The sequence below is a fragment of the Massilia yuzhufengensis genome (assembly GCF_900112225.1).
Lineage (GTDB): Bacteria > Pseudomonadota > Gammaproteobacteria > Burkholderiales > Burkholderiaceae_D > Telluria > Telluria yuzhufengensis.
On sequence record NZ_FOLD01000006.1, the window covers coordinates 146,566 to 160,072 of the forward strand.

Annotated in this window: 8 protein-coding genes and 2 riboswitches; of the genes, 4 read left to right on the forward strand and 4 right to left on the reverse strand. The window is 67.2% G+C overall.

Going from position 1 to position 13,507, the window contains the following annotated elements; genetic code table 11:
- Positions 1 to 18: 18 nt before the first annotated feature.
- The 3 genes from BM031_RS07745 to BM031_RS07755 form a co-directional block, all read right to left on the reverse strand.
- A complete protein-coding gene (locus tag BM031_RS07745; RefSeq protein WP_091873314.1) occupies positions 19 to 1,176 on the reverse strand; it encodes a cell division protein ZipA C-terminal FtsZ-binding domain-containing protein in 1,158 nt (385 codons plus the stop codon).
- Positions 1,173 to 4,700, reverse strand: a complete 3,528-nt coding sequence (gene smc, locus BM031_RS07750) for a chromosome segregation protein SMC (RefSeq protein ID WP_091873317.1) — start codon at positions 4,698 to 4,700, stop codon at positions 1,173 to 1,175. Before smc ends, BM031_RS07745 begins: the two co-directional genes overlap by 4 nt.
- 297 nt (positions 4,701 to 4,997) lie before the next feature.
- On the reverse strand, positions 4,998 to 7,322 hold the full coding sequence (locus tag BM031_RS07755) for a DUF1631 family protein (RefSeq protein ID WP_091873318.1): 2,325 nt from the start codon (positions 7,320 to 7,322) through the stop codon (positions 4,998 to 5,000).
- Between the two features lie 290 nt (positions 7,323 to 7,612).
- Between BM031_RS07755 and BM031_RS07760 the strand changes: the two genes are divergently transcribed.
- Entirely contained in the window at positions 7,613 to 7,903 is a 291-nt protein-coding gene (locus BM031_RS07760; protein ID WP_091873321.1) for a hypothetical protein, read from the forward strand.
- Between the two features lie 101 nt (positions 7,904 to 8,004).
- On the opposite strand, the gene BM031_RS07765 is transcribed toward BM031_RS07760, so the two are convergent.
- Positions 8,005 to 8,565 carry an ATP-dependent Clp protease proteolytic subunit gene (locus BM031_RS07765; RefSeq protein WP_091873323.1) on the reverse strand — a complete coding sequence of 187 codons (561 nt, stop codon included), beginning with the start codon at positions 8,563 to 8,565 and terminating at the stop codon, positions 8,005 to 8,007.
- A 166-nt stretch (positions 8,566 to 8,731) separates the two neighbouring features.
- Positions 8,732 to 8,818, forward strand: a riboswitch (glycine riboswitch).
- A gap of 19 nt (positions 8,819 to 8,837) precedes the next feature.
- Positions 8,838 to 8,928: riboswitch (glycine riboswitch) on the forward strand.
- A gap of 55 nt (positions 8,929 to 8,983) precedes the next feature.
- Between BM031_RS07765 and gcvT the strand changes: the two genes are divergently transcribed.
- The 3 genes from gcvT (at position 8,984) to gcvP (ending at position 13,505) form a co-directional block, all read left to right on the forward strand.
- The gene (gene gcvT / locus BM031_RS07770) at positions 8,984 to 10,102 is read left to right on the forward strand and encodes a glycine cleavage system aminomethyltransferase GcvT (protein ID WP_091873327.1); all 1,119 of its coding nucleotides are present in this window, start codon (positions 8,984 to 8,986) and stop codon (positions 10,100 to 10,102) included.
- Between the two features lie 58 nt (positions 10,103 to 10,160).
- Entirely contained in the window at positions 10,161 to 10,541 is a 381-nt protein-coding gene (gene gcvH, locus BM031_RS07775) for a glycine cleavage system protein GcvH (protein WP_091873330.1), read from the forward strand.
- A gap of 84 nt (positions 10,542 to 10,625) precedes the next feature.
- Positions 10,626 to 13,505 (forward strand): aminomethyl-transferring glycine dehydrogenase, encoded by a 2,880-nt coding sequence (gcvP, locus tag BM031_RS07780; protein ID WP_091873333.1) that lies wholly within the window; start codon positions 10,626 to 10,628, stop codon positions 13,503 to 13,505.
- Positions 13,506 to 13,507 lie beyond the last annotated feature (2 nt).

The window sequence follows — 13,507 nt, forward strand, 5'->3', positions numbered from 1 at the left end:
TCAGCCACGGCGATTCCTTCAGACGAACAGGCGCAGCGCGCGGGTGGAACCGGCCGGGATGTCGGACGCCTCCATCTCCTGGTAGAACTCGGCGACCTGGCCCTTGATCTCGTCCAGCGCGGCATCCGACAGCGGCTGCTCGAAGTCGTCGACGATGGTCGCGTCCAGGCGCGCGGTCAGCTCTTTCGCGCACTTCACCATGGCGCCGAAGCCGTCGCGCGCCGGGGCCACGCATGGCACGTCCAGCAGCAGGGTCAGGCGGTTGGTGGCATCGGCGCCCAGGGTGACGTTGGTCGACAGCGTGTACAGCACGCCGCCGGCGCCGTCCGGCATCGCGAAGCGGCCGTCCGGGCGCACGTCAAAGCCTTGCGCTTCCAGCGCCGCGATCAAGGTGGTGATCGGCCATGGCGCACCGTTGGCGGCCAGGTTCACGCCCAGCTGGGCGTCGTGGCCGGCCACGAAGCGGTGCAGGGTGCGCGCTTCGCTCATGACTTCGATCATGTCCGGCACTTCCGGCTCGGCGCCGATCTCGTCGCCGACCGCGCGCAGGCGGGTGACCAGTTCCGAGTATTCGATTTCGTTCAGGGCGGTGGTGCGGGTGGCCATCTGCACGCCGGCCTGCAGCTTGGTGTAGACGCCGCCGTGGACGATCGGTTCCCAGTCGCCGCTCACCGCAAAGCCGATGAAGTGGATCGGCTTGTTGCCGACCCGGCGCAGGGTGTGCAGCGCGGGCAGGATCTTGTCGCCGCGGACCGCGCCTTCGACGCTCAAGGGGATCAGGCAGTCGATCAGCGGGTCGACCAGGCTTTCGGCCAGTTCGGCGGGCGGCGTGTCCGGTGTCGTGCCCGGAAGCGGCGCGGCCGGCGCCACCGGTGCTGCCGCTACGGCGGCCGGCGCGGCGGGCGCCGGCGCGACGTTTGGTGCGGGCGCATCCATCGCAAAACTGCCCGGCTCGACGTCCAGCGGCGCGAGCGGCGATTCGGCGCCGAGGTCGAGCACCGGTTCCTGGCGCTCGACCGGCGTCTCGCCGCTGCGCATCAGGACGTCGTCATGGTCCGAGGCGAACGCGCGTTCCACGCTCTTGCGGGCCTTGTACTCCTGCCATTTGTTGTACGAGAAGACCCCGGCGACGAACACGCCGGCGGCTGCGATCAGGCTCATTTGTAAATCAGTCATGCTGCTTGTGCCTCAGTAGCGAAATTCGCGGCGGACTCCATGTCCACCGCCACAATGCGCGATACGCCCTGCTCCTGCATCGTCACACCGATCAGTTGGTTGGCCATCTCCATCGCAATCTTGTTATGCGAGATGAAGAGGAATTGGGTATGTTCGGACATGCGCTTGACCATGCGGCAGAAGCGCTCGGTGTTGGCGTCGTCCAGTGGCGCGTCGACCTCGTCCAGCAGGCAGAACGGCGCCGGGTTCAGGCGGAACATCGAGAACACCAGCGCGGTCGCCGTGAGTGCCTTCTCGCCGCCGGACAGCAGGTGGATGGTGGCGTTCTTCTTGCCCGGCGGCTGGGCCATCACCTGCACGCCGGAATCCAGGATTTCGTCGCCGGTCATCACCAGCTTGGCGTTGCCGCCGCCGAACAGGATCGGGAACAGCTCCGAGAAGTGCGTGTTGACGCGGTCAAAGGTGTCCTGCAGCAGGTCGCGCGTTTCGCGGTCGATGCGGTGGATCGCGTCTTCCAGCGTGTTGATCGCTTCCTGCAGGTCGTTGTTCTGCGAATCGAGGTAGCGCTTGCGTTCGGCCGCCTGGGCCAGCTCGTCCACCGCGGCCAGGTTGACTGCGCCCAGGGACGCGATGGCATTGGTCAGGCGCGTGACCTCGCCCTGCAGGAACTGGGGCTTGAGGTCGGGATTGAGCTTTTGCTGCAGCTCTTCCTCATTGGCGCCGGTATTGGCCAGCGCCTCGGCGAACTGCTCCTGGTTCAGGCGCGCGGCCTGTTCCTTGAGCTGCATCTCGGTGATGCGGTCGCGCTGCGGCTGCAGGCTGCGCTCGTTGCCCATGCGCGCCTCTTCCATCTGGCGCAGCTGCTGGGTGATCTGCTCGAGTTCGTGGCGAGCATCGGCCAACGCGCGTTCCTGGGTGCTGCGGCGCTCCAGCAGTTCCTGCAGGCCCTCGCTGGCGGTGCCGGCTTCCAGCGCTTCGAGTTCCAGCCGTCCGGAGCCCAGGCTGGCGCCGACCTGGTCGGCCTGGCTGGAGGCGGTGGCGATATTGCGGCGCAGTTCCTCGATCTTGCTGCGCTGGGCGCGCTCGGCGAACTGCGCTTCCTGGGCGCCGCGCTCGAGGTCGCGCAGCTTCTGGCGCGCATCCGACAGCAGCTGCTCCTTTTCCATGAAGGCGGTCTGGCCGTCTTCGTGCGCGCCCTGCAGCTCGGCCAGCTCCATGTCGAGCTGCTCGAATTCCTGCTCGGCCTCGGCGGCGGCCTGGCGCTGCTCGGCTTCCTGGGCGGCGATCTCGGAAAGGTCGGAGGCGATCTGGCCGCTGCGCTGGTTGAAGCGCGCTTCGATCTCGCTTTGTTTCAGCACCTCGATCTGCAGCGCGTGCACCTCGCGCGTGAGGGACGCCACGCGCTGGCGCGCATCCTGCAGGCGGCGCGTCAGCTCGCTGACGGCGGCGTCGGCGCGGGTGGCGCGGCTTTTCGCTTCGTCCGCCAGCATGGCCTGGGCGCGCAGCTGCTTGGTCGTGTTCTCGATGTCGTGCTGGCGCGCCAGCATGCCGTCCTGCTCGGCGTCGGGCGCGTGGAAGCGCACGCTCGTTTGGGTGACGAGGTGGCCCTGGCGGGTGACGAAGCTGCCGCCCTGGGGCAGCCTGGCGCGGTTGGCGAAGGCCTCGGCGGCGTCGGTGGCCACGTAGACGCGGTGCAGCCAGTCGTTCAGCACACCGCGCAGGCCGGGCTCGTTCAGGCGCAGCAGGCTGGCGAAAGGTTTCAGGCCGGGAACGTCGGCAGCCGGGGGCGGTGCGGCCGGCGCCGGCGAATACAGCGCCAGGCGAGCCGGCGGCGCATCGCTGAAGAAGGCCTTGGCCCAGTCCAGGTTCGACACCTCGAGCGCACCGGCGCGTTCGCGCAGCACGGCTTCCAGCGCCGTTTCCCAGCCCTCCTCGATATCGAGCTTTTGCCACAGGCGTGGCATGCCGGCCAGTTCGTGCTTTTCCAGCCAGGGCTGGACCTTGCCCGTGGTCTGCACGCGTTCCTGCATCTGGCGCAGCGCCGACAGGCGCGCCTCCAGCTGGGCGCTGGCGCTGGACTCCTGCTGTACCAGCGCGTGCGCCTCGCGCCGCTCCTGCTCCACCGCTTCCTGGCGCCCGGTGGACTCTTCCAGCAGCATGGTCTGCTCTTCCAGCGCCAGCTGCTTTTCTTCCAGTTGCATGCGCAGGTTGTCCAGCGTCGCACTGTTGGGCAGGTTCAGGCCGTTCCTCTCCTGCTGCAGGCGCTCGCGCCGGCTGGCCAGGCTGGTGAGGATGCCGGCCGCATTGCGCTGGTGCGCGCTGGCCAGTTCGATGCGCTGCTGGACCTGCATGATGCGGGCGCGCGATTCGTTCGAGCGCTCCTGCGAGGCGCGCCAGGCGGTTTCCAGTTCCGGCACCCGCTCGCCGTGGGCTTCGACGGCGATCTGGGCGCCCTCGGCGCGCGCGCCGAGTTCTTCCAGCGTGAATTCCGCCTCCGCCAGCTGCTCTTCATACTCCGCGCGCTGGGCCAGCCACCCGTCGCGCTGGGCGGTGAGCGTGCCGAGCTGGTTCTGCAGGCGGCTGCGCGACTCCACCACGAACTTGATCTGCGCCTCCAGGCTGCCGATCTCGGAATTGGTCTGGTACAGCGCGCCCTGGGCCGTGTGCAGGCGGTCGCCGGTGGCGAAGTGCGACTGGCGCATGTGTTCGAGCTCGAGCTCCACATTACGCAGCTTGGCCGTGTGCGCCTCGAGGCTGGTCTGCGCCTCTTCCATCTCGCGGAAGTAGCGCAGCTGCTCGGCCTTGGCTTCGTTCTTGCGCAGCAGCCAGAGCAGCTTCTGCTTTTCTTCCTGGTCGCTTTGCAGCTGGTGGAAGCGGTTGGCCACGACGGCTTGGGCTTCGAGCTTTTCCAGGTTGGCGTTCAGTTCGCGCAGGATGTCCTCGACCCGCAGCAGGTTCTCGCGCGTGTCGGACAGCCGGTTCTCGGTCTCGCGGCGACGTTCCTTGTACTTGGACACGCCGGCGGCTTCCTCGAGGAAGACGCGCAGCTCTTCCGGGCGCGACTCGATGATGCGCGAGATCATGCCCTGGCCGATGATGGCGTAGGCGCGCGGGCCCAGGCCAGTGCCGAGGAAGATATCCTGGATGTCGCGCCGGCGCACCGGCTGGCTGTTGATGTAGTAGGTGGAGGTACCGTCGCGGGTAAGCGTGCGCTTGACCGCGATCTCGGCGTACTGGCCCCACTGGCCGGCGGCCTTGCCGTCGCTGTTGTCGAACACCAGCTCGACCGAGGCGCGGCCGGAGGGCTTGCGGTGGGTGGAGCCGTTGAAGATCACGTCCTGCATCGACTCGCCGCGCAGCTCGGAGGCCTTGGATTCGCCCAGCACCCAGCGCACGGCATCGATGATGTTCGACTTGCCGCAGCCGTTCGGGCCGACCACGCCGACCAGCTGGCCGGGCACCTGGAAATTGGTGGGATCGACGAAAGACTTAAATCCCGACAATTTGATGGAGGAAAGGCGCACGTTGCTTCGGTTGGGCTAAGGAGTCGTCGAAGGCGTCATCATACCATCGCTTCCTTGCAATTCGGCCAAGAAGGAAGCTTGCGAACTCGACAATTCGGGGTGAAAGGTGTCGGGGACCGTGCGATGGAGAGCATGCTAAACGTGAGACCGTCGTACCGGCGAAGGCCGGTACCCAAGTTCGTAGCTAGTTGATACGCACGCAAAATTAGGCTCCGGCCTGCGCCGGAGCGACGGGGTTGGGGCGCGGGACTGGCGTGGAGCATGCAGCGCAGAGCCGGCAGTAGCAGCAGTAAGAGCCTAGCCGACCTGCCCCACCATCGAATCATTCATCGCCGCCTCCCCCGCCGCCTCCGTCAGCACCCGCCCAACCACCCCCTCCGCCGCCAGCACCCGGATGCTGCCGGTGCGGAAGGCTTCGGCCAGGCGCTCGGCCGGGAGGGAAAACGCTTCCTGGCGGCCGGCGCCGGAGAAGATGAAGAGCGTGCGCAGCGGGCTGACCCAGGCCAGCTTCACCTTGCGCACGCCCGATGCGCCGGTGAATTCGACCCGCATGCCGCGCGCCAGGGTGGCCAGGCTGGCCGCCGCCGGCTCGTCAAGGGCGTCTTCTTCGGCTGCCGCCGCCTGCTCCTGCGCGATGCGGCGCATGGCGTCCTGCTGGGCCGCTTCCACCGCCAGCTCCAGCTGGCGCTCGGGCGACAGCTCGATCGGGGCGCGCACGATCGAGGCGTGGCATTCGGCCAGCTCGGCGAAGAACTGCAGGCGCTCGGCGTCCTGCCACTTGATGGCGTCGAGCCATTTGTTGAGGGTGGTGAGCAGGGCCGGCAGGCGCGCGATCAGCGCCTTGCGCTGTTCCTGCGTGGCCTTCGGCTTGACGCTCCAGATCAGGTCATCCATGGCGCGGGTGGCGTTGTCCACCGCGCCCGGCTTGCTGTCCTCGATGGTATAGGCCAGGACCAGGACCGGCATCCAGCGCTGTTCCAGGAAGGTACCGACCATCGCCACCACCTGCTCGCCGGCCAGGCGCAGCGACACCGCCTTTTTCGCCGAGCGCGTCGCGGCCAGCTGCTTTTCCTGGCGCGTGGCCTGGGCGATCGGGCCGGCGATGGCAGCCTGCTGGGCGTGTTCGCGTTCGGCGATGCTCGCTTCCAGGTCGGCCACGGCGGCGGCGAAATCGTCCGGCTGGGTACCGGCGCGCACCTTGTCCACGCCGCGCCGCATGGCCCGGTAGACCGGGTCGTCCGGGCTGCCCGCCTGTTCCCAGCCCGCGCTCGAGAGCAGGTCGAGCATGCGGCGCGCCGGATGGGTCTCTTCGAAAAAGAAGCTGCGGTCCTGCAGCGCGGCCTTGAGCACCGGCACCTGCAGGAAGGCGATCAGCTCGCGCGTCTCCCGGGGGATCGATTCGTCCAGCAGCACGGTTTCGAAAATCCGCGACAGCAGGTCGAGCGTGGTTTCGTCGCCGCGCGACAGGCTGCCCTGGGGCATGCTTTGTTTCAGGCGCGGCAGGTAAAACACGCCATGCGGCACGGCCTCGCCCTGGGCCGGCAGCGGGCCGGCCGGCTGGCCGGCGGCGGGAACGCTGGCGGCCAGCCGTTCCAGCATGTCGATGAGCGGCGCCGGCAAGGCAGCAACCGTCGCCACCTGCGCCTGCACGCCTGCGCCCGCGTGCGACGGCGCCATGACGACGCCATGTGGCGCCGCCTGTCCCGGCGCCGGCTGGGGCACCGTGGCGGCAGGTGCGGCGCCACCCATGCCGGCCGGCGCAAAACCCGCGGCCGTGCTGGGACGCCAGCCGCCACTGCCCTGCGGCAGGTTGGGAATCTCCGGCACCGCGCTTTGCGCACCGGCAGCGGCGCCGGCGGCGCCGAACAGCTCGCGCAACTGCTGCGACACGGCCGCATCGCGCCGGGCCCGTGCGGCCTTGGCGGCGGCGCTGCCGTCGGTTTTGGCGAAGCGTTCGTCCTGGCCACGGGAACGGGCCGGCTTGAGCCGCTCGCCGAGCGCGTCGAGCATCGGCCCAAGGTCGAACACGATGCCGGTGCGCAGCAGCGGCAGCACCAGCTCGTGCGACTGTTCGTCCGGCTCGAACTCGCACCATGCCTCTTGCAGCGCGCGCAGGAAGACTTCGGGGCGGAAGGGATTGTGGCTGGCCCGCACCAGTTCGCGGCCGAGCAGCACGCCCAGGCGCACGCCCAGGCTGGCGAGGCGCTCCGAATGCTGGATGTCGAACGGCCGGCTGATGGCGGCGAAGGCCAGCTGCATGTCCATCACTTCCATCGGCACCAGGCTCAGGGCCAGTGGCGCCGGCGCGGCTGCCGGTGCGAGCGTGGGCGCGAGCAGCGCGACTTCCTTGCGCAGCGCCAGCTCGATGCCGGTCGCGGCGATGTGCACGAAGGCGTAGGCGTTGTCGTTGAGGAGATTGCCGGAGCGGATGCGGCGCACCGCCTGCTGGGGATCGGGTCCAGCCGCGGTCAGGTCGAGCAGCACGGCCACCATGCGCTTGACGGTGTCCATCAGCCCTTCGGAGGCGTGGCGCGCACCGATACCGACGAGCTCTTCCAGCGTCGCCTGCTGCGCGCTGGCTGCCTTGCGGGTGGCGGGTGTCTGGGCAGTGTGACTGGCCATGGCTGGGAGGACTTGGGGGGAAATATTTCACACCATTGTGCCACATAATTTCCAAGTGGCAATAGAAAGAGTGCATACATCGGTCGCTTGTCCCTCTGCCTGCCAACTTTTCCGACTATGTTGTAAGAAATAATTTCTTGAGTACGTCGGAGCCTGTCCTACACTGGTTCACGCCTTCATCCGATACCCCTTCAACAGTACGCCACGCATGATGGGTCGACCGGTAACGCCACAGTAGCCCTGTGGCTCGGCAATGAAATGGCATTTTTTCCAAACTGAAAGGAAATATCATGGCCTCGAATCAAGGTAAGAAGACCCGCGGCGGCACCCCGCAGCAGCACGCGGAAGCTGGCCGCCAAAGCCACAAGAACGATGCCTCCAGGCAGTCGGGCTCGGCATCGGGTTCGCAACAGTCCGGCTCGCCATCGGGCTCCCAGCAGTCCGGCAACGCCTCGGGTTCCCAGCAGTCCGGCCTGGAGTCGGGTTCGCGTTCGGGCAGCAGTGGCGGCACCCGCGGCGGTACTCCGGAGCAGCACGCCGCTGCCGGCCGCCAGAGCCACAAGAACGACAAGAAGCGCTGATCGCACGGCAGGCCCTCACCTGCCCGCTGCCAGCGCCGACCGACAGCCCACCGCATGCCGCGGTGGGCTGTTCGCTTCAGGAACTGAGAAACGCGGTGGCGTCAGATGTTGCGCAGCATGCCGCCCTTGGGCGGGCGGAAGTCGCGCACGTCGTTGACCAGGCCGGCGATTTTCGCATCGCGGGCGTTCAGGTGCAGGTCGGAATACTGGTGGATGGCCCACTGCTCTGGCGTGAGTTCGACATTGCGGCGCAGGATCGACTCGGTACGGGCGTCGTCGGCGCGCAGGCCCTCGACGATGATGTTGAGCGCGTCCGGCCGCGAACCGGGCGAGGCCGTCGCATGCGACTTGTGCACCATGAAGCGGGCGGTGTCGCTGCAATAGCGCTCGGTGCCGGCCAGGAACAGGGTGACGGCGATCGAGGCCACCGCCCCGCCGTTGTACATCACGAACCTGATCGGCGAGTTGGCCATGAAGTTGTACAGGCACAGGCCGTCGCTCACATAGCCGCCATTGGACTGCACCAGGATGTGGGCCGTCTCGATGCCGTCCTCGGTCATCATGGCCACCGCTTCGAACACCCGGTGCACCATGTCGCTGTTGACGTCGCCGGACAGCGTGAACCAGCCTTCCTTGACCTCTTGTGTCTTGTCTTCGCTCATAGTTTTTTCCCACTGCAAAGTGTGTGGGGTAAGTGTAGCAAAACATGCACACGGGCCCCGGTCCGCCTCGCCCAATAGTGCGCGGCAATGCTTTTGGACAATCCGAAACTGGGCCCGACACGGCGCCCCTTCGGTTGACATCGCCGCAATGCTGGCATATCCTCCACAGTCTTGACCGGGAGAGCGCAGGACTCCCTGCCGCCGAAGGGGCACCACCCATAAACTCTCAGGCACAAAGGACTGGTCAAGGGGCAGCCGCGCACAGCGCGGCAGGCCCACACTCTGGAGAGCGGCCGCGAGGCCCACCGAAGGGGCAGGCGGCTTTGCCGCTATCTCTCAGGTACCAAGGACAGAGGGGATACAAGCACCCGCAAGGCGTGCCCGCACCCCCTATTTTGCTACCTGTCCCGGAGATTCCATGACGCTCAAAGCGACCCCGCTCAATTCCGCACACCGCTCCCTCGGGGCCAAGATGGTCGACTTCGGCGGCTGGGACATGCCGGTCAACTACGGCTCCCAGATCGAAGAACATAACGCAGTGCGTACCGACGCCGGCATGTTCGATGTCTCGCACATGTGCGTGGTGGACCTGAAGGGCGCCAACGTGCGCACCTTCCTGCGCGGCCTGCTGGCCAACAACGTCGACAAACTGCAGGTGCCGGGCAAGGCGCTCTACTCCTGCATGCTCAACCCTGAAGGCGGCGTGATCGACGACCTGATCGTCTATTACTTCAGCGAAGACTGGTTCCGCCTGGTGGTCAACGCCGGCACTGCGGAAAAGGACGTGGCCTGGATGCAGCAGCAGAACGACGCGACCGGCAGCGGCGTCGCCATCACCCAGCGCCGCGACGGCAACGACCCGATCGCCCTGGTCGCGGTGCAGGGCCCGAACGCCCGCGCCAAGGTGTGGCAGGTGCTGCCGACCACCCAGGCCGCGTCCGAACCGCTCAAGCCCTTCAATGTCGTCATCGTCCCGGATACCGCGTTCGGCGAAGCGATGGTGGCCCGCACCGGCTACACCGGCGAAGACGGCTTCGAGATCGGCGTGCCTGCCTCGCAGGTCGAAGCACTGTGGAATGCGTTCGTCGCCGCCGGCATCAAGCCGGCCGGCCTGGGCGCGCGCGATACCCTGCGCCTGGAAGCGGGCATGAACCTGTACGGCCAGGACATGGACGACAACGTGAACCCGCTCGACGCCGGCCTGGCCTGGACCATCGACCTGGTGTCCGAGCGCGATTTCATCGGCAAGGCGGCCTTGCTCGCCAAGGGCCAGAACGCCAACTTCGTGGGCCTGATCCTGCGCGAAAAAGGCGGCATCCTGCGCGCCCACCAGAAGGTCGTCAGCGCGGCCGGCAACGCCGGCGAGATCACCAGCGGCACCTTCAGCCCGAGCATGCAGCAGGCGATCGCGCTGGCGCGCGTGCCAATGGACGTGGCCATCGGCGACACCGTGCACGTCGAAATCCGCGACAAGAAGCTGGCGGCCAGCGTGGTGAAGCTGCCCTTCGTGCGCAACGGCAAAGTGCTCGCCGTTTGAATCCAAATAATCAAGAACACGCCTTATACTATCCGCCTCACCACACTGGAGCCTTTACATGAACATTCCAACCGACCTGAAATACACCGAGTCCCACGAGTGGGTGCGCCGCGAAGCTGACGGCTCCGTCACCGTCGGCATTACCGAGTACGCGCAGGACGCGCTGGGCGACATCGTGTTCGTCGAACTGCCGCAGGTCGGCAAGGCATTCACCGCCGGCGCCGACGCCGCCGTGGTCGAGTCGGTCAAGGCCGCCAGCGACATCTACGCCCCGGTCGCCGGCACCGTCACCGCCGTCAACCAGTCGGTCGCGGACGCGCCCGATTCGATCAACAGCGACGCCTTCGGCGCCTGGCTGTTCAAGCTGCAGCCGTCGGACGCGAGCCAGATCGACAAGCTGCTGTCGGCCGACGCATACGCGCAAGCGACCGGCAACTAAGTTTTTCCCGACGTGGACGGCCCTGCCGTCCACCGTACGTCCCTGGTTCAGCTCCTCTTTCAGCTCCTCTTCTTGGCCCCTACCATGACCCGCACCAGCCTCACCCAACTCGAAGCGCGTGATTCGTTCATCCCACGCCACATCGGCCCGTCCGAATCCGAACAGGCAGCCATGCTGTCGACCCTCGGCTACGCCACCCGCGAAGCCCTGATCGACGCGGTCGTGCCTGCGAACATCCGCCGCAAGGACACGCTCGACCTGGGCCAGTTCGTCGAACCGCGCACCGAAGAGGAAGCGCTGGCGACGTTGAAGGCGCTGGCAGCGAAGAACAAGGTCATGAAGTCGATGATCGGCCAGGGCTACTACGGCACCCACACGCCGAAGGTCATCCTGCGCAACATCTTCGAGAACCCGGCCTGGTACACCGCCTATACCCCGTACCAGCCAGAGATCTCGCAGGGCCGCCTGGAAGCGATCCTGAACTTCCAGCAGATGATCACCGACATGACTGGCATGGGCATCGCCAACTCGTCGATGCTCGACGAAGGCACCGCCGCCGCCGAAGCCATGACGCTGCTGCAGCGGGTCGGCAAGTCGAGCTCCAAGGTGTTCTACGTGGCCGACGACGTGCTGCCGCAGACCCTGGAAGTGGTGCAGACCCGGGCCCAGCCGATCGGCGTGGAAGTGCGTGTCATCGCCGCCGCCGAGATCGAGAAGCTGGAAGAATCCTGCTTCGGCGTGCTGCTGCAATACCCGGGCGTGAACGGCGAAGTGCGCGACTACCGCGCCGCCGTGGAGCACCTGCACGCCGCCGGCGCGATGGTGGTGGTGGCTGCCGACCTGCTGGCCTTGAGCCTGCTCGAAGCACCGGGCGCATGGGGCGCCGACGTGGTGGTGGGTAACAGCCAGCGCTTCGGCGTCCCGCTCGGTTTCGGCGGCCCGCACGCCGGCTACCTGGCCACCCGCGACGAGTACAAGCGCAGCATGGCCGGCCGCCTGGTCGGCGTCACCGTCGACGCCCAGGGCAACCAGGCCTACCGCCTGGCGCTGCAGACCCGCGAGCAGCACATCCGCCGCGAGAAAGCCACCTCGAACATCTGTACCGCCCAGGTGCTGCTGGCCGTGATGGCCGGCATGTACGCGGTCTACCACGGCCCGGATGGCCTCAAGCGCATCGCCCAGCGCGTGCACCGCCAGACCGCCATCCTGGCGCGCGGCCTCCAGCAGCTCGGCGCCGAAGTGCTCAACACCACCTACTTCGACACCCTGACCGTCAAGGGCGACGCCGGCGCGCTGCACGCCGCGGCCGCGGACGCCGGCATCAACCTGCGCCGCATCGACGACGGTCACGTGGGCGTCTCGCTGGACGAGACCACCACCCGCGAAGACCTGGCCGCGCTGTTCGGTGTGTTCGGCAAAGGAAAAACCGTGGACATCGACGCCATCGACGAAGACGTGGCCGACGCCTACCCGGCCGCGCTGGCGCGCTCGAGCGATTTCCTCACCCACCCGACCTTCCACCGCTACCACGCCGAGCACGAGATGCTGCGCTACCTGCGTAGTCTGGCGGACAAGGACCTGGCGCTGGACCGCACCATGATCCCGCTCGGCTCCTGCACCATGAAGCTCAACGCGACCTCGGAAATGATTCCCGTCACCTGGCCGGAATTCTCCAGCGTGCACCCGTTCGCGCCGAACGACCAGACCGTGGGCTACCGCGAGATGATCGACCAGCTCGAAGCCATGCTGTGCGCCGCCACCGGCTACGCCGCGATCTCGCTGCAGCCCAACGCCGGTTCGCAGGGCGAGTACGCGGGCCTCTTGGTGATCCAGAAGTACCACGAGTCGCGCGGCGAAGGCCATCGCAACATCTGCCTCATTCCATCGTCGGCGCACGGCACCAACCCGGCGTCGGCCAGCATGGTCGGCATGAAGGTCGTGGTCACCGCCTGCGACGAGAACGGCAACGTCGACCTGGCCGACCTGAAGGCCAAGGCCGAGCAGTACAGCCGTGACCTGGCCTGCGTCATGGTCACCTACCCGTCGACCCACGGCGTGTTCGAAGAAGGCATCAAGGAACTGTGCGAGATCGTGCACCAGCACGGCGGCCAGGTGTATGTCGACGGCGCCAACATGAACGCAATGGTCGGCGTGGCCGCACCGGGCGCGTTTGGCGGCGACGTCAGCCACCTGAACCTGCACAAGACCTTCTGCATCCCGCACGGCGGCGGCGGTCCCGGCGTCGGCCCGATCGGCGTCGGCGCCCACCTGGCCCCGTTCCTGCCGAACCAGCTCTCGACCGGCTACGTGCGCAACGAAGCGGGCATCGGCGCGGTCAGCGCGGCGCCGTTCGGCTCGGCCTCGATCCTGCCGATCTCGTGGATGTACATCGCGATGATGGGCGCCGAGGGCCTGACCGCCGCGACCGAAGTGGCGATCCTGAACGCCAACTACATCGCGCGCCGCCTGGCGCCGCACTACCCGGTGCTGTACACCGGCCACGACGGCCTGGTGGCGCACGAGTGCATCATCGACCTGCGCCCGCTGCAGGACAAGACCGGCATCAGCAACGAAGACGTGGCCAAGCGCCTGATGGATTTCGGCTTCCACGCCCCGACCATGAGCTTCCCGGTGCCGGGCACGCTCATGATCGAGCCGACCGAATCGGAAGCCAAGGCGGAGCTGGACCGTTTCATCGAGGCGATGATCACCATCCACGCCGAGATCGTGAAGGTCGAGCGCGGCGAATACGACAAGATGGACAACCCGCTCAAGGGCGCCCCGCACACCGCCGACGTGGTGACCGCCGACGACTGGCAGCACACCTATTCGCGCGAAGTGGCGGCCTTCCCGGTGGCCTCGCTGCGCAAGAAGAAGTACTGGCCGCCGGTCGGCCGCGCCGACAACGTGTACGGCGACCGCAACCTGTTCTGCGGCTGCGCACCGATCAGCGATTATGAATAGTC